Below are 17,283 nucleotides of genomic sequence, written 5' to 3'. Positions count from 1 at the left end.
AACGACAGGGGGCGTATGCCGTGGGCCCGGGGACACGGCATACCTCGTCGGGCTCAGGCCGGCTTCGACGGGCACCGGGGGATGACGGAGGGCCCGGCACCGTGAGGTGCCGGGCCCTGCATCACGTCGCCCCTCGCCCGCCGGCCAGCAGGCTGGGGACCGACCTCTCAGCTGCCGCTGACGCGGGCCTTGAGACCGTCGAACTCGGCCCACAGCTCCGCGGGGAGCTGGTCGCCGAACTTGTCGAACCACTCCTGGATGAGGGGCAGCTCCTTCTCCCACTCGGCCGGGTCGACCTTGACGGCCTTGGCGACCTGCTCGGGCGTCATGTCGAGCCCGTCGATGTCGAGGGAGCCCTCGGTCGGCACGAACCCGATCGGGGTCTCCACAGCATCGGCGTCGCCGTCGAGGCGCTCGATGACCCACTTGAGGACGCGGCTGTTCTCACCGAAGCCGGGCCACAGGAAGGAGCCGTCCTCCTGGTCGCGACGGAACCAGTTGACGCCGAAGATGCGGGGGAGCTTGGAGGCGTCCGCGCTCTTGCCGATCTCGAGCCAGTGGTTCATGTAGTCGCCGGCGTGGTAGCCGATGAAGGGCAGCATCGCCATGGGGTCACGGCGGACGACGCCGACGGCACCGGTCGCTGCTGCGGTGGTCTCCGAGGAGAGCGTCGCCCCGATGAAGGTGCCGTGCTGCCAGTCGCGCGACTCGTAGACGAGGGGCACGGTCGTCTTGCGGCGGCCGCCGAAGAGGATCGCGTCGATGGGCACGCCGTTCGGGTTGTCGTACTCCGGGGCGATCATCGGGCACTGCTTGGCGGGCGTGCAGAAGCGGCTGTTCGGGTGGGCCGCCTTGGTGCCGGCCTCGCCGTCGGCCGGCGTCCAGTCGTTGCCGAGCCAGTCGGTGAGGTGGGCCGGCGGCTCGTCCGTCATGCCCTCCCACCAGACGTCGCCGTCGTCGGTCAGGGCGACGTTGGTGAAGACCGAGTTGCCGTGCTCGATGGTCGCCATGGCGTTGGGGTTGGTCGACTCGCCGGTGCCGGGGGCGACGCCGAAGAGCCCGAACTCCGGGTTCACGGCATACAGCCGGCCGTCCTCACCGAAGCGCATCCAGGCGATGTCGTCGCCGACCATCTCGGCCTTCCAGCCGGGAACGGTGGGCGTGATCATCGCGAGGTTCGTCTTGCCACAGGCCGAGGGGAACGCGGCCGCGACGTAGTGGACCGAGCCCTTCGGCGAGGTGAGCTTGAGGATGAGCATGTGCTCGGCCATCCAGCCCTCGTCGCGGGCGATCGCCGAGGCGATGCGCAGCGCGTAGCACTTCTTGCCGAGCAGGGCGTTGCCGCCGTAGCCGGAGCCGTAGCTCCAGATGGTGCGCTCCTCGGGGAAGTGGACGATGTACTTCGTGTCGGAGCACGGCCACGCGACGTCGGCCTGACCCTCGGCGAGCGGGGCGCCGACCGAGTGGAGGGCCGGGACGTAGGTGGCGTCCGTCTCCTCGATCTTGTGCAGCACCGAGTCGCCGCAGCGGGCCATGACGAGCATCGAGACCACGACGTAGGCCGAGTCGGTGATCTCGACGCCGAACATCGGGACCTTGGCGTCGAGGTGACCCATGACGAACGGGATGACGTACATCGTGCGGCCCTGCATGCTGCCGCGGTAGAGCTCGGTCATCCGAGCCTTCATCAGCTCGGGCGCCATCCAGTTGTTGGTGGGCCCTGCGTCCTTCTCGTCGACGGAGCAGATGTAGGTCCGGTCCTCGACGCGTGCGACGTCGGTGGGGTCGCTCGCGCAGTAGAAGGAGTTCGGCTTCTTGCTCTCGTCGAGCCGCGTGAACGTGCCGGCCTCGACGAGCTGGTCGGTCAGCTCGGTCCACTCCTCGGGGGAGCCGGTGATCCAGCGGATGTCGCGCGGCTGCGTCAGCTGCGCGACCTGCTCGACCCATGCGGCCAGTCCCGCGTGCGTCGTGTGTGTCTGTTTCTCGTGGGTCGTGGTCAACTCGGGGCCCATCCCTTCGCGCGCGGTGCCGCCCGGCACCACGTCGTGCCGGTGTGAAGCTGCTCCCCACGTGGATCCCGGGCCGGCCCGGATCGGGCCGCAGGTGTCCACATGCTGAACAGATGACGTGATGACTTCAAGGTACGCGCCGCCGGGAGCGCCTTTGGCCGCAAGCAGGGGGGAGGGCGGTGAGACGGCTCACACCGCCTGAGGGCCGCAAGAAATACGACGACTGTCTGTCGGTTTCTTGCAGGAATTTCAGTACCCGTCCGTAGGTCGGGGAGCCCGCCGGGCGCCGCGGTCACGGCCAGACGGCGTATGCCGGTTGCGACCGTGCCGACGCCGGCGCCGGCCGCCCGCGGGTGACCGATTTCGTGGATGCGGACCCGAGGCGCTAAGGTAACTTTTCGTTCCTCCCAGTGACGGAACGACGCACCCGTAGCTCAACGGATAGAGCATCTGACTACGGATCAGAAGGTTTGGGGTTCGAATCCCTACGGGTGCACTCTGTGTTGAGACAGAACACCACACCCCGATCAGTTCCCGGTCGGGGTGTCGTGCTGTCCGGCCCTGGTCGACTGGCCCGTTCATCCCGAGGGGGTGAGGCTGCGCCGTCCGGCCGTCGTCACGATGAGGACATGACGGTGCTGGCCGAACGCTGGACGACGATCGCGGGCATCCGGGTCTTCTACCGGGAGTCAGCCGGCGGTCCGGGTGCGGCGTCGATGATGCACCTGCACGGCTTCGGGCTGTCTGGCCGCTACCTGCTCCCCACGGCCGAGCGCCTGGCGGGGAAGTTCCACACCCTCGTGCCTGACCTGCCGGGCTTCGGCCGCAGCGGCAAGCCGCGCGAACCCCTCGACGTGCCCGAGCTCGCCCATGCCGCGGCGGCGTTCCTCGACGACCGTGGCATCGACAGGGTGACGCTCGTCGGCAACTCGATGGGGTGCGCCGTCATCTGCGAGTTCGCGCACCACTACCCGGAGCGGCTCGAGCGGGCCGTGCTCGTCGCGCCTGCGGGTGGGCTCCACAACCAGCCGCTGCACCGAGCCGTCCGGCAGCTGGCCCGTGACGGCATCCGGGAACCCGTGCAGCTCCTGCCGGTGGCGGTCCCCGACTACCTCAGGTTCGGCGTGCCCAGCACGATGCGGATGTTCCGGGCGCTCACGCGCTACCCCGCTCTCGACCGCCTGCTGGCGCTGCGCATCCCCACCCTCGTCGTCGTCGGAAGCGCCGACCCCCTGATGCCCGCGCTGCCCCGGATCCAGCAGATCGCCGGGCAGACCGACAACCACGTGCTGCTCGTCGTGATCCACGGCGCCGCCCACGCCATCAACTTCAGCCATCCCGGTGAGCTCGCGAACGTCACGCGCCAGTTCATGGCGGACCAGCCGATCCGCGACGACCCCGACTCGCCGGGCGACGCGCGCGCCTACGAGATCCACCGCGGCGTCCACCTGCCTCCGCTGACCGCGACCGACGGGCCGGCCTGAGGCGGGCGCGTCGGCGTGCTGATGTGAGTTCACTCCACTTCGGTCCCGTTCCCTTGCGCCGTGGCCGGGCCGGGAGTTGGGTGTGGGGAGACCCGTCCGATGCCGCGCCCGAGAGGCCACCGATGACCGACGCCCCGCCCGAGACCCTCGACCCGACGCTCTCGCACACCCGCGGCGAGTCCGAGCCAGCGCTCATCGAGCAGACCATCGGCGACAACTTCGACGACACCGTGCGCCGCTTCGGTGACCGTGAGGCGCTCGTCGACGTGGCCCAGGGGCGCCGCTGGACGTATGCCGAGCTGCGAGCCGACGTGGACCGGCTCGCGCGCGCTCTGCTGGCCGTCGGGGTCAGGACCGGTGACCGCGTCGGCATCTGGGCGCCCAACTGCTCCGAGTGGACGCTCGTCCAGTACGCGACCGCCAAGATGGGCGCGATCCTCGTCAACATCAACCCCAGCTACCGCTCGCACGAGCTGCACTACGTGCTCGGTCAGGCCGGCATCTCGACGCTGATCTCGGCCGAGTCGTTCAAGACGAGCAGCTACCGCGAGATGGTCGACGAGGTGCGTGGGGAGGTCGACGGCCTCGAGCGTGTCGTCTACATCGGCACGTCCGACTGGGACGACCTGCTCGCCCACGCCGACCAGGTGTCGGAGAGCGAGCTGGCCGGCATACAAGCGGGGCTCGCGAACACCGACCCGATCAACATCCAGTACACCTCGGGCACCACGGGGTTCCCCAAGGGCGCCACCCTGAGCCACCGCAACATCCTCAACAACGGCTACTTCGTCGGCGAGCTCTGCGACTACACCGAGGCGGACCGCGTCTGCATCCCGGTGCCCTTCTACCACTGCTTCGGCATGGTCATGGGCAACCTCGCGTGCACGACCCACGGCGCCTGCATGGTCATCCCGGCACCCGGGTTCGACCCCGCCGCGACCCTGCGAGCCACCCAGGACGAGAAGGTCACCTCGCTCTACGGCGTGCCGACGATGTTCATCGCGGAGTGGAACCTGCCCGACTTCGCGGACTACGACCTGTCGACCGTGCGCACCGGCATCATGGCCGGATCTCCTTGTCCCGCAGAGCTGATGAAGAAGCTCATCGCGTCAGGCATCGAGGAGATGACGATCTGCTACGGCATGACCGAGACGTCGCCGGTGTCGACGCAGAACCGCACCGACGACACGTTCGAGCAGAAGGTCGGAACCGTCGGCCGGGTCGGGCCGCACCTCGAGATCAAGATCGCCGACCCGGTGACCGGCGAGACCCTGCCGCGCGGCAAGGCCGGGGAGTTCATGACCAAGGGCTACTCCGTGATGCTCGGCTACTGGGAGCAGCCCGACAAGACCGCCGAGGCCATCGAGGACGGTTGGATGCACACCGGCGACATCGGTGTCATGCACGACGACGGCTACGTCGAGATCACCGGCCGGATCAAGGACATGGTCATCCGCGGCGGCGAGAACGTCTACCCGCGCGAGATCGAGGAGTTCCTCTACACCCACCCCGACATCCTCGACGCCCAGGTCATCGGCGTCCCGGACGAGAAGTACGGCGAGGAGCTGTGCGCCTGGGTCCGCATGAAGGACGGCGCGACGCCGCTCACCGCCGAGTCCCTGCGCCAGTTCTGCACCGGCCAGCTCGCCCACTTCAAGATCCCGCGCTACGTCGAGATCGTCGACGAGTTCCCGATGACGGTCACCGGCAAGATCCGCAAGGTCGAGATGCGAGAGACCACGGCGAAGAAGCTCGGACTCGGCTGACGGGGCTCGAGGGCAGTAGGTTTCGGGGACGTGGTCGCGAGGACCCGTAATCCGTGAGGGGAATGGCATGTCCGACACAGGCAAGACGGTGCTGTGGATCGTGGTGGCGGTCGTCGTCATCGCCGTGATCATCTGGTTGTTCGTCTCGGCGGCTCGCCGCCGCGAGGCCGAGGCGCGCCGCCTCGAGGCGGGCAACCTGCGGGCCCGGGTCCAGGAGCGACTGCCGGAGGTGCAGCGCACGGAGGACCGCGCGTCGGTGACCGCCGCGATGGCGGCCGACGCCCGCGCCGAGGCCGAGCGCCAGGCCGCCGAGGCGGAGCGCCAAGCCGCCGAGGCCGAGCGTCAGGCCAAGGAGGCCGATCGTCGGGCTGCCGAGGCCCGCCGCCTCGAGGAGCAGGCCCAGCAGCACCACGCCGCCGCCGAGTCCGCCCGCGTCGAGCACGCGGGCCTCGAGCGCGAGGCCGACCGCGTCGACCCCGACGTCCGCACCGACGACGAGGGCCACCGCGTCGACGGCAGCGGCCCCCGCCAGTCGGGTCAGGAGTCGCCGGCCGTCGGCTCCGCGGCGTTCACGAACGATGACGACGAGGACGACCTCGCCGACGCCGAGAACCCTTTCGCCCCGCCCACCGACGCCGAGACCACACCCGTCGCGGCTGGTGATGGAACGGACCTCGCGAGCGCCTCGGACCTCGAGATCGGCGAGCACGACGCCGACGAGTCCTCCTACGCGTCCGAGGAGCCCGAGGTCGTGTCCGAAGGCTCGTCGAGGGGCTCGTCCGCGGCCTCAGTGGGTACAGGGACTGCATCGGAGCAGTCCCCTGACGAAAGGCCCACCGCCGTGAGCGACCAGTCCTCCCGCGACATCGACGACACGTCCGAGCAGGTCCCGGCGCCGCCCGTGGCCGATGCGGACGAGCCGAAGCAGGTCGAGGTGCCGGCCCTGGCCGAGCGCGCCGACGTCGTTGCCGATGGCGGCACCCCGGCCAACGACCCCGGCGACCACCGCGGTCAGGCCTGGGCGACGACGCCCGGCAACCGCGGCCTCGACGACGCGACCGATGATGGCGACGCCGCAGACGAGGGGCTCGACGTCGACATGGCCCCGCACTCCCATGAGAGCGACGAGGACGACGAGCTGGCAGAGCCGGCGAGCGACGACGCGACCGAGAGTGCGAGTGGCGGCGCCACCGACACGGCCTGGACCGACGCCCCGGACAGCAGCGGCCCCGCGGACGACGACCGCGCCGAGCACGATGAGCACGGCGAGCACGATGAGCAGCAGCGCGGCACGGCGGCGCCGACCGACACCGCCTGGTCCATCGACGACTCGACCTCGGGCCGCCGGATGTCCGGTTTCGACGAGGTCGTCGACGGCGGTTTCGGACTCGGCTCGGCCGCACCCATCGCCGACGGCGCGCAACCGCTCGGCCACGCGGTCAAGGGTCGGCGTGAGGGCACGACGTTCCTCGGCCCCGACGACGCCGGCTACGACGACGTCGAGCCCGACGTGTGGTTCTACAACGAGGAGGCAGCCCGCCGCGCGGGCTTCCACCGCGAGGGCGAGTGACCTCGCTCTGACGGGTCGAGTCACAGCAGGCCGAGTGGCCACGTGCACACGTGCACGTGGCCACACCCTTGCCCGGACCCATACGGGGGCGGGAGCGGCGTTCTCGGCCCTCGGTGCCCGCCGGAAACCGTGGCGCGGGCACCCGACTGGCCCAAATAGACTGCCGGCATGGTCTCCCCGCTCGTCGCGCTCACGCCCAAGGTCCAGTCCGCGATCGCCACCGCCCTCGGTGACGACTTCCGCGAGGCCGACCCGGTGCTGCGTCCGTCGCAGTTCGCCGACGTGCAGGTCAACGCCGCGCTCGCGCTGGCCAAGAAGGTCGGGATGCCGCCACGCGAGGTCGCGGCCGAGATCGTCGCCGCGCTCGACCTCGACCGTGTGTGCGACTCCGTCGAGGTCAGCGGCCCGGGGTTCATCAACCTCACCTTCTCCGACGCCTGGATCGCCGGGCTGCTGCAGGAGGTCGAGGCCGACGAGCGTGCCGGCGTCCCGCTCCAGCCGACGCAGAACATCCCCATCGACTACTCCGCGCCCAACGTCGCCAAGGAGATGCACGTCGGGCACCTGCGCACGACCGTCGTCGGCGACTCGATCGCTCGCACTCTCGAGCACTTGGGGCACAACGTCATCCGCCAGAACCACATCGGCGACTGGGGCACGCCGTTCGGCATGCTCATCGAGCACCTGCTCGACGTCGGGGAGGGCTCGGACGAGGCCGGTCTGCTCGTCACCGACCCGAACGCCTTCTACCAGGCTGCCCGCGTCAAGTTCGACACCGCCGAGAAGGCCGTTCCTGCCGGCAGCGCCGGCGACTTCAACGTGCGCGCTCGCTCGCGGGTCGTCCTCCTGCAGGCCGGTGACGCCGAGACCCTGAGACTCTGGAACGAGCTCGTCGACCTCTCCAAGGTCTACTTCAACAAGCTGTACTCGACCCTCGGTGTGACGCTGACCGACCTGCACCTCGCGGGCGAGTCGATGTACAACGACGCCCTCCCCGGCATCTGCGAGGAGCTCGAGACGCGCGGCATCGCCGAGGTGTCCGACGGGGCGCTGTGCGTCTTCCTCGACGGCTACACCGGCCGCGAGGGCAAGCCGGTGCCGCTCATCATCCGCAAGTCCGACGGTGGATACGGCTATGCCACAACGGATCTCGCGACCATCAAGTACCGCGTGCACGATCTCGGCGCCCATCGCGTGCTCTACGTCATCGGTGCGCCGCAGTCGCTGCACCTCAACATGGTGTGGGACACGGCGCGCAAGGCCGGCTGGCTGCCCGACGACGTCGTCCCCGTCCACGTGCAGATCGGCAACGTGCTCGGCGAGGATCGCAAGATCCTCAAGACGCGCTCGGGGGCGCCGTTGCGGCTCATGGCGCTCCTCGAGGAGGCCATCGAGAAGGCGCGTGCCGTCATCGACGAGACGCGACCGGACCTCGACGACACCGTCCGGGCGGCCATCGCCCGGCAGATCGGCATCGGGGCCGTGAAGTACGCCGACCTGTCCGTCGCGCACGACAGCGAGTACGTCTTCGACCTCGACCGCATGGTCGCGCTCACCGGCAACACCGGCCCGTACCTCCAGTACGTCGTCGCCCGCATCCGGTCGATCTTCCGCCAGATCGGGCTCGACCCGGCTGCCCAGCACGCGCCGATCCTGCTCGGTGAGCCGCACGAGCGGGCCCTCGCCACGCACCTGCTCGGGTTCGGCGACGTCGTGGCCGAGGTCGGCGACACCTACGAGCCGCACCGGCTGGCCGGCTACCTGTTCGAGCTGGCCCAGGCGTTCTCGGCGTTCTACGAGAACTGCCCCGTGCTCAAGGCCGAGCGCGACGAGGTCAAGGAGTCGCGCCTGACGCTGTGCGCCCTCGTCTTCCGGGTCATGACGACCGGTCTCGACCTGCTGGGACTGGAGTCGCCCGAGCAGATGTGACCCGCGGGGTCATGCGGCGATTTGCCCTGGAATCGCCCTTGCACCGCAAGGGCTGATGTACGTTTCGGGCGCACATCACACCAACAGGGGAGAACCGTCATGACCCAGCCCGCCGCACCGCCCGAGCCGCCGATTCCCACCGCAGCCCATTCCGTCGAGGGCGCCCCGGACTTCCAGCCGGGTGTGACCGCGAACTTCAAGAACGTCACGGTGCGCCCGTGGCGGCAGTCCACGGCCGTGCTCGCGGTCATGGCGCAGATGCTGTTTGTCGTCGCCGCCGTCGCCAACCTCTACCTGGCCTCGGTCGACCTCAAGGTCATGGGGCTCCTCGACGGCCGGGACTTCGCGGCCATCGAGCGCGAAGCGCAGGGCGCCGACGGCCTCTACGGGCTCATCCTCGGCGTCGGCTCGCTTGCGGGTGTGTTCCTGCTCGTCTGGTTCCACCGGGTCTGGACCTCGGACCGCTCCGACCACAGCCTCTACACGCGCGGCACCGGCCTCGCGATCGGCGGCTGGTTCATCCCGTTCGCCAACTTCGTCCTCGGGCCGCTCGCCCTGCGCGACCTGATGTGGGGCACCGAGCACGCCAGCCCCCGGGCGCGGCCCGGACGTCCGGCCGCCACCCCGCGGCTCGTGATCGCGTTCTGGATCGTCATCGGCGTCAACGTGGTGCTCGTGGTGCTCGGACGTGGCACCCAGGGTGGCCTGCAGCAGCCGGAGTCGCTCGACGCGCTCATGAGCGCGCTCCGCACGAGCCTGACCTACGAGGCGGTCGCTGGCCTGTCCGGCGCTGCTGGTTCCGTCGTCGCCATCCTCATCATCCGACAGGTCATGCGCTACACACGTCGCTGAAACCGCCCGATCCCCTGCGACACGCGCGCTTGTCGGAGGACAGTCGGCTCCATGACCGTCATGAGCGACTGGGACTTCAGCGGCCTCAGGGCCACCTACGTCAACTGCACCCTCAAGAAGAGCCCCGAGCTGAGCCACACCCAGGGGCTCGTCGACGCCAGCGCGGCCATCATGCGCGAGCACGGCGTGACCGTCGAGGAGATCCGCTTCGTCGACCACGACGTCGCGACGGGCGTCTACCCCGACATGCGCGAGCACGGCTGGCAGACCGACGCGTGGCCGGGCCTCTACCCCGGCATCCTCGACAGCCAGATCCTCGTCGTCGCCGGCCCGATTTGGCTCGGTGACAACTCGAGTGTCACGAAGCGACTCATCGAGCGGATCTACTCACTCAGCGGGATGCTCAACGACCAGGGGCAGTACCTCTTCTACGGCAGGGTCGCCGGCTGCCTCATCACCGGCAACGAGGACGGCATCAAGCACTGCGCCCAGAACGTGCTCTACAGCCTCCAGCACGTCGGCTACACCATCCCGCCCAACGCCGACGCGGGATGGATCGGCGAGGCGGGCCCGGGACCGAGCTACCTCGACCCCGGCAGCGGGGGGCCGGAGAACGACTTCACCAACCGCAACACGACCTTCATGACGTGGAACCTCATGCACCTCGCGAGGATGCTGCACGACGCGGGCGGCGTGCCGGCATACGGCAACGTCCGCTCGTCCTGGAACTCGGGTGAGCGCTTCGGGTGGCACAACCCCGAGTACCGCTGACGCGTCGGGAGGCACAGTCACCCCGTGGGGATGATGCCGCGAGCGGAGGGCGGCCAGACGATGGCTGTGAGCACCCCCGACGGGGTCGCTGCCCTACGAGAAAGGTCGTCCGGACATGTCGTTCTGGGACATCATCTGGTTCATCATCGTCTTCTTCGCGTTTGCGACGTACCTCATGGTGCTGTTCTCGATCGTCGCCGACCTCTTCCGCGACCCCGAGGTCTCCGGGGTGATGAAGGCGGTCTGGGTCATCTGCCTCGTCTTCTTCACCTTCATCACGGCCGTCGTCTACCTCATCGTCCGCGGGCGTGGCATGAACGAGCGCGCGGCGAAGAAGTACGAGGAGGCCCGCGCGGCGCAGGAGGACTACGTCCGTTCGGTGGCGGGCACGAGTTCCTCGGCCCCGGAGCAGATCGCCAAGGCGAAGGAACTCCTGGACTCGGGAGCCATCTCCGCCGACGAGTTCGCCTCCCTTAAGGCGAAGGCCCTGGCCTGATCGTCGCTGTCGGACCGTCCCTGCCGCCGCCGCCGCTGCCGCTGCCCACGATCAGAGATGCCGGGCTCGGCTGCGTCTCTTTTGTGTGACGTGCCCGGCAGACCCTCCGCCAGCCGCTCCTCGTGCTCTAGGTTCGGGAACCAGTGCCCCAGCCCTCCGCGCGAAGGAGCCCAGCGTGCAGATCGGTGTCCCCCGTGAATCCCGTGCCCGTGAGACACGTGTCGCCGCGACGCCCAAGACCGTCGAGCAGCTCGTGGCTCTCGGCTACGACGTGGCCGTCGAGAGCGGAGCGGGGGACCGGGCGAGCTTCTCCGACGAGGCGTATGCCGTCGCGGGTGCTCGCGTCGTCACCGCCGACGAGGCGTGGGCCTCGCCGGTCGTGCACAAGGTCAACGCACCCTCGGACGTGGAGATCGCTCGGCTGCGACCGGGCACCGTGCTCGTCTCGCTCCTGGCGCCGGCGATCAGTCCCGATCTCGTCGAGAGGCTCCGCGCCGCCGGTGTCACGGCCATGGCCATGGACGCAGTCCCCCGCATCAGCCGGGCGCAGTCGCTGGACGTCCTGTCGTCGATGGCCAACATCGCCGGCTACCGCGCCGTCGTCGAGGCCGCCCACGAGTTCGGGTCGTTCTTCACCGGCCAGGTGACGGCGGCTGGGAAGGTGCCGCCCGCGAAGGTGCTCGTCGCCGGGGCCGGCGTCGCGGGTCTCGCCGCGATCGGGACCGCGCGGTCGCTCGGCGCGATCGTCCGCGCGACCGACGCCCGCGTCGAGGTGGCCGAGCAGGTCGAGTCGATGGGCGCCGACTTCCTCGCCGTGCAGATGCCCGAGGTCGACGCCGCCGCCGCGTCGAGCGACGGCTACGCCAAGGAGATGGGCGAGGAGTACAACCGGCGGGCCGCGGAGCTGTATGCCGCGCAGGCCCCCGACGTCGACATCATCGTCACGACGGCGCTCATCCCCGGGCGCCCGGCGCCCCGGCTCATCACCGCCGACATGGTCGCGGCGATGAAGCCGGGCTCCGTGATCGTCGACATGGCCGCGGCCAACGGCGGCAACGTCGAGGGCTCGGTCGCCGACGAGATGGTCGTCACCGGCAACGGCGTCCGGATCATCGGCTACACCGACCTCGCGGCCCGGCTGCCCACCCAGGCATCGCAGCTCTACGGCACCAACCTCGTCAACCTCATGAAACTGCTCACGCCGGGCAAGGACGGCCAGCTCGTCCTCGACTTCGACGACGTCGTCCAGCGCAACATGACGGTCGCGAAGGACGGTGAGCTGCTGTGGCCCCCGCCCGCCATCCAGGTCAGCGCTGCCCCCGTAGCGCAGTCCCCGGCCGGCAAGAAGGTCGTCAAAGAGCCTGAGCCACCGAAGGACCCACGCCGGAGGTATGCCGTCATGGCCGTCGGTGCGGTCGTGTTCGCGGTGGTCGCGGCCGTCTCACCCCCGAGTTTCCTCGGCCACTTCACCGTGTTCGCGCTCGCGGTCGTCATCGGCTACTACGTCATCGGTAACGTCCACCACGCCCTGCACACTCCGCTGATGTCGGTGACCAACGCGATCAGCGGCATCATCGTCGTCGGTGCCCTGCTCCAGCTGGGTGCGGCGCGCACGTCGCCGGGCTCGCAGCTGGTGATCATGGTCCTGGCCTTCCTCGCCACGTTGATCGCGAGCATCAACATCTTCGGTGGCTTCACCGTGACCCGCCGCATGCTGACGATGTTCCGGAAGGGCTGAACCGTGACCGACGTCAGCACCTCGCTCATCCAGGCCGCCTACATCGTCGCCGCCCTGCTCTTCATCATGTCGCTGGCCGGCCTCTCGAAGCACGAGACCGCGCGTGACGGCAACGTGCTCGGCATGGTCGGCATGGGGATCGCCCTCGTCGCCACCCTCTGGCTCGCCCTGCGCGATGCCCCCTGGGGCAACGTCATCGCCGTGGCGGTTGCGATGGCCATCGGCGCCGTGATCGGCATCTGGCGCGCACGTCGCGTCGAGATGACCGGCATGCCCGAGCTGATCGCCATGCTCCACTCGTTCGTCGGTGCGGCCGCGGTGCTCGTGGGACTCAACACCTTCCTCGCGTCGGGCGGCGCGGGGGACTCGGTGCACCTCGTCGAGATCTATCTCGGCGTCTTCATCGGCGCCGTGACGTTCACGGGCTCGATCGTGGCCTTCCTCAAGCTGTCGGCGCGAATCTCGAGCAAGCCGCTGATGTTGCCGGCGCGGCACTGGCTCAACCTCACTGCCCTCGTGGTGTCCGCCGGCCTGCTCGGTTGGTTCGTGGCGGCCCACTCGATCGTGCCGCTGCTGGTCATGACGGCCATCGCGCTCGCGTTCGGCTGGCACCTGGTCGCCTCGATCGGCGGAGGTGACATGCCCGTCGTCGTGTCGATGCTCAACAGCTACTCGGGTTGGGCGGCGGCTGCGGCGGGCTTCATGCTCGGCAACGACCTGCTCATCGTGACCGGCGCGCTCGTGGGCTCGTCCGGTGCGTACCTGTCGTACATCATGTGCACGGCAATGAACCGGTCGTTCGTGTCGGTCATCGCCGGCGGGTTCGGCTCCGACGGGGCGGTCTTCGACTCGGACGTCGACTACGGCGACCACCGCGAGACGAATGCGGCCGAGGTCGCCGACCTGCTCAGGAACGCGTCGTCCGTGGTCATCACCCCCGGCTACGGCATGGCCGTCGCGCAGGCGCAGTACCCGGTCGCCGAGCTCACGTCCAAGCTGCGCGAGCGGGGGGTCGACGTGCGGTTCGGCATCCACCCGGTCGCGGGCCGGCTCCCGGGCCACATGAACGTGCTCCTCGCCGAGGCCAGGGTGCCCTACGACATCGTCCTGGAGATGGACGAGGTCAACGACGACTTCCCCGACACCGACGTCGTCCTCGTCATCGGCGCCAACGACACGGTCAACCCGGCGGCAGCCGAGGACCCGACCTCGCCGATCGCCGGAATGCCGGTGCTCAAGGTGTGGAACGCCAAGGACGTCGTCGTCTTCAAGCGCTCGATGAACGCCGGCTACGCCGGGGTCCAGAACCCGCTCTTCTTCCGCGACAACTCCGCCATGCTCTTCGGCGACGCCAAGGAGCGCGTCGAGGACATCATCAAGGAACTCTGAGCAGGACGTCGTCGGGAGTGGGACTTCGCGCCGCCTCCTCGTGACCTGCTCCGCCTTCCGGAGCAAGTTCCGAGTCGCGTGACGGTTTGTCTGGTGCTTGCGTATCGGACCTTGCTCCGCTCTGGGGAGCAGGTCGCGAGCGCGCCAGAAGTGTAGCCAACAGTGAAGGAGTGTCAGCCGTCCCTGCCAGCATCTCGTGCACGAGGGAGGCGGTGGCCGTGAGCGAGACGGAACGGGAAGGTTCCCCAGGGTCTGCAGAGCCGGGTGACACGGACCTGTCGAGCGAGATCTTCGACGGTGCGCGCTACATCGTGCGCGCGCGGCGAATCGCGGACCTCAGCCAGCGGGAGCTCGCCGATGAGATCGGCATGTCGAGGGCCACCATCGGGCGGCTCGAGTCGGGGGTCACCAAGGTGGACACGGCGACGCTGTCGGTCATCCTCGGAAGAGCCGGCCTTCGGCTTGCCGTCGTGGACCATGCCGGCCGCGAGGTGGAGCCCATCCCGGTCGACGTCCTGCGTGACCGCGCGGACCGGCGCTTCCCGGGCCACCTGGACGTCCGGCCGCCCCAGGATGCACCCTCCGACCGGGTCCACCCGCGGCGCGGGACGCCGGAGGCGCGGGGATGGTTCGAGCAGCGCCCCTCCCGGGCCACCCGCCGCGGGCGTGGAGGTGTGCCGGTCGACCACCCCACGGTCAGCGGGCTCCGTGAGGATCGCCGGGTCGCCTACTGGAGCGGCGTGGCTGCGGCTGAGGCCCGCCGCGCCACCCAACCCGAGCCGGAGTGCTCGTGCTTCGACGACTGCTTCGAACGCGCATGCCTGCCAGACTGCCCCTGCCAGTGCGAGCCGGACCACCGGCGACCAGGGCAGGCGGTGAAGCCGACAGCCCGCCCGTGACGTCACGGGCGGGCTGCTGGGCATGCTGGGGTGCGGGGTCAGCGTTCGCTCAGGACCTCCGGGGTGCCCGTGAGGCCGGCCTCCTCCTCGCCCGTCGCGAGCCTGCTGTGCTGGCGCGAGTAGAAGAAGTAGATGAGGAAGCCGAGCACCATCCACACGATGAAGCGGATCCACGTCTCGACCGAGAGGTTGAGCACGAGGTAGAAGCAGGCGGCCGCGGACAGCCACGGCACGACCGGGTTGCCCGGCACCGTGAACGACCGCTTGAGGTCGGGGCGGCGCTTGCGCAGGATCGGGACGGCGAGCGAGACGAGCATGAAGGCCGTCAGCGTGCCGATGTTGACCATCTCCTCGAGCTTGCCGATGGGGGTCAACGAGGCGATGAGGGCCACGACGGTGCCGATGATGAGCGTGAGTCTGATCGGCGTGCCCGTCTTCGGGTTGGTCCGGCCCAGCCCCGCCGGGATGAGGTGGTCGCGGCTCATCGCGAACGTCACGCGCGTGGCGCCGATGATGAGGGTCATGACCACGGTGGTCAGGCCTGCCACGGCGCCGGCCGAGATGAGCGTTGCGTAGCCGTCCTTGCCGACGTGGGTGAAGGCGGTCGCCAGGGCTGCCTTGGGGTCGATGTCCTTGTAGTTCTGCATGCCCGTGATGACCAGCGTGACGGCGACGTAGAGCACCGTGCAGATGGCGAGGGAGCCGAGGATGCCGCGGGGCAGGTCGCGCTGCGGGTTCTTGGCCTCCTCAGCCGTCGTCGCGACCACATCGAAACCGATGTAGGCGAAGAAGACGATGGCGGCGCCGGCCATGATGCCCATGACGCCGTACGTCGCAGGGGTCATCCCGGAGATGACCTGGAGCAGGGGCGTCGTCAGGCCCTCCGCGGCCTTGCCCGGCTGCGACGGCGGGATGAAGGGCGACCAGTTGTCGCGGTTGATGAACTGGATGCCCGCGAAGATGACGAAGAGCACGATGAAGAGCTTGACGCCGACGAGCACGAGGTTGACGCGCAACGACTCCTTGATGCCCCACGCGATGAGCAGCGTCAGGCCGGCGATGAGCAGGAAGGCCGGCAGGTCGAAGTGCGACCCCGGCCCGACCGACTCGGGCCACGTGACTCCGAGTTGCCCGAGGAAGGTCACGAAGTACTCCGACCACCCCTGGGCGACCACGCTCGCGCCGAGCATGAGCTCGAGGAGCAGGTCCCAGCCGATGATCCACGCGATGAGCTCGCCGAGCGTCGCGTAGGAGAAGGTGTACGCCGATCCCGAGACCGGGACCGTGGAGGCGAACTCGGCGTAGCACATTGCGGCGAGGCCGCAGACGATGGCGCCGATGACGAACGACAGCGCGATCGACGGTCCGGCGTAGTCCTTCGCCGCCCTGCCGGTCAGCGTGAAGATGCCGGCGCCGATGATGACGCCGATGCCGAAGACCGTGAGATCGAGGGCGCTGAGGGTCCTCTTCAGTTTGTGGTCGGCCTCCTCGGACGCAGCCATCGAGGCCTCGACCGACTTGGTACGGAACACGCTCATGCTGACCTCCGAGCGGGTCGGGGACGTACGGATCATCACAAACTAGCGGGGTGCGCGACCGGCGGCGAGCCCCCGTGCGGGCATCGTCGGTGAGGAACCTGCCTCAGTCGTCGTCGGAGCCGGGCCAGATCGGGCCGGTGTCGGGGCCGCGCCGGCGACGCCTGAGGTCGTCGCTCTCGTAGACCGTCTCGGGTCGGTTGACCGGACGCTGGATCGGCACGCCCCGGGAGTAGGAGTCGAGGCGGTCCTGGATGGGATCGTGGGTGCCGTGCACGTCGGGGAGATCGCCGACGATCTCCTCGAGGTCGTCGGCCCGCCGGGGCGGCACGATGTGGAAGATCTCGGCGCAGATGTCACGGTAGGTCTGGTCGGGGTTGGGCACCCACTTGACCTCACGGAGGGCCTGGTCCTGGCCCGCGCTCTCGAGGACGAACTTGCCGTAGCCGAGGAACTGGCCGGGGATGGACCGGACGTAGCTCATGTCGGTCACCTTGAGCAGGGGCATCATCGCGACCTTGTGCGCGATCAGGCCGTAGCGCAGGAGCAGGCGCTTGTCGGTCGCCACGAACCAGTTGTGGCTCCATTCGAGCAGCCGCCAGAGCAGGCGCACGAGCAGGGCGAAGAAGATCCACCAGAAGAGCGTGCCGACCGCCTGGGTCGACTTCGTGACGTTGGAGTCCACCCACACCGCTGCTGCCAAGGCGAGGGTGGCGGTCGCGACCGGCTCGGCGAGCTTGGCCCAGTGGGCGCGAACGGCGGTGACGAGCCGCTCGCCCGGGAGCAGGATCGGAGCCAGTCCTGCCGGGACCTCCATGCTCCGACGCAACGCCATGAGCTCAGTG

13 protein-coding genes and 1 tRNA gene are annotated in these 17,283 nt (G+C 69.3%); 11 read left to right on the top strand and 3 right to left on the bottom strand.

What is annotated here, in order from left to right:
• Positions 1-167: 167 nt before the first annotated feature.
• Positions 168-2,012, bottom strand: a complete 1,845-nt coding sequence (locus tag AB4030_RS11570; protein ID WP_442279369.1) for a phosphoenolpyruvate carboxykinase (GTP) — start codon at positions 2,010-2,012, stop codon at positions 168-170.
• Between the two features lie 420 nt (positions 2,013-2,432).
• Between AB4030_RS11570 and AB4030_RS11565 the strand changes: the two genes are divergently transcribed.
• From AB4030_RS11565 to AB4030_RS11515, 11 genes are all read left to right on the top strand, one after another.
• A tRNA-Arg gene (locus tag AB4030_RS11565) sits at positions 2,433-2,505 on the top strand.
• 133 nt (positions 2,506-2,638) lie between these two features.
• Entirely contained in the window at positions 2,639-3,493 is an 855-nt protein-coding gene (locus AB4030_RS11560) for an alpha/beta fold hydrolase (protein WP_442279368.1), read from the top strand.
• Between the two features lie 122 nt (positions 3,494-3,615).
• Entirely contained in the window at positions 3,616-5,259 is a 1,644-nt protein-coding gene (locus AB4030_RS11555) for an AMP-binding protein (protein ID WP_442279367.1), read from the top strand.
• A 67-nt stretch (positions 5,260-5,326) separates the two neighbouring features.
• Entirely contained in the window at positions 5,327-6,829 is a 1,503-nt protein-coding gene (locus AB4030_RS11550) for a sunset domain-containing protein (protein ID WP_442279366.1), read from the top strand.
• Positions 6,830-6,997: 168 nt separating this feature from the next.
• Complete coding sequence (argS, locus tag AB4030_RS11545; protein WP_442279365.1) at positions 6,998-8,758, top strand: arginine--tRNA ligase; 1,761 nt, start codon at positions 6,998-7,000, stop codon at positions 8,756-8,758.
• Between the two features lie 99 nt (positions 8,759-8,857).
• On the top strand, positions 8,858-9,610 hold the full coding sequence (locus tag AB4030_RS11540) for a DUF4328 domain-containing protein (RefSeq protein WP_442279364.1): 753 nt from the start codon (positions 8,858-8,860) through the stop codon (positions 9,608-9,610).
• A gap of 51 nt (positions 9,611-9,661) precedes the next feature.
• Positions 9,662-10,381, top strand: a complete 720-nt coding sequence (locus AB4030_RS11535; protein WP_442279363.1) for a flavodoxin family protein — start codon at positions 9,662-9,664, stop codon at positions 10,379-10,381.
• Between the two features lie 115 nt (positions 10,382-10,496).
• Complete coding sequence (locus AB4030_RS11530; RefSeq protein ID WP_442279362.1) at positions 10,497-10,877, top strand: SHOCT domain-containing protein; 381 nt, start codon at positions 10,497-10,499, stop codon at positions 10,875-10,877.
• 175 nt (positions 10,878-11,052) lie between these two features.
• On the top strand, positions 11,053-12,615 hold the full coding sequence (locus tag AB4030_RS11525) for a Re/Si-specific NAD(P)(+) transhydrogenase subunit alpha (RefSeq protein ID WP_442279361.1): 1,563 nt from the start codon (positions 11,053-11,055) through the stop codon (positions 12,613-12,615).
• A gap of 66 nt (positions 12,616-12,681) precedes the next feature.
• On the top strand, positions 12,682-14,004 hold the full coding sequence (pntB, locus tag AB4030_RS11520) for a Re/Si-specific NAD(P)(+) transhydrogenase subunit beta (protein ID WP_442279459.1): 1,323 nt from the start codon (positions 12,682-12,684) through the stop codon (positions 14,002-14,004).
• Positions 14,005-14,222: 218 nt separating this feature from the next.
• Entirely contained in the window at positions 14,223-14,903 is a 681-nt protein-coding gene (locus tag AB4030_RS11515) for a helix-turn-helix domain-containing protein (RefSeq protein WP_442279360.1), read from the top strand.
• Between the two features lie 38 nt (positions 14,904-14,941).
• Here AB4030_RS11515 and AB4030_RS11510 read toward each other — a convergent pair whose 3' ends face one another.
• Together AB4030_RS11510 and AB4030_RS11505 are read right to left on the bottom strand one after the other, a co-directional pair.
• Positions 14,942-16,441, bottom strand: coding sequence for an APC family permease (locus AB4030_RS11510; RefSeq protein WP_442279359.1), 1,500 nt, complete (start codon positions 16,439-16,441; stop codon positions 14,942-14,944).
• A gap of 103 nt (positions 16,442-16,544) precedes the next feature.
• Positions 16,545-17,273: a PH domain-containing protein gene (locus AB4030_RS11505; protein WP_442279358.1), complete on the bottom strand. Its 729-nt coding sequence runs from the start codon at positions 17,271-17,273 to the stop codon at positions 16,545-16,547.
• Positions 17,274-17,283 lie beyond the last annotated feature (10 nt).

It is taken from the genome of Terrabacter sp. 2YAF2, from assembly GCF_052114705.1.
GTDB lineage: Bacteria > Actinomycetota > Actinomycetes > Actinomycetales > Dermatophilaceae > Terrabacter.
Note: the sequence above shows the minus strand (reverse complement) of the source record. Positions and strands in the feature narration are given on the sequence as shown.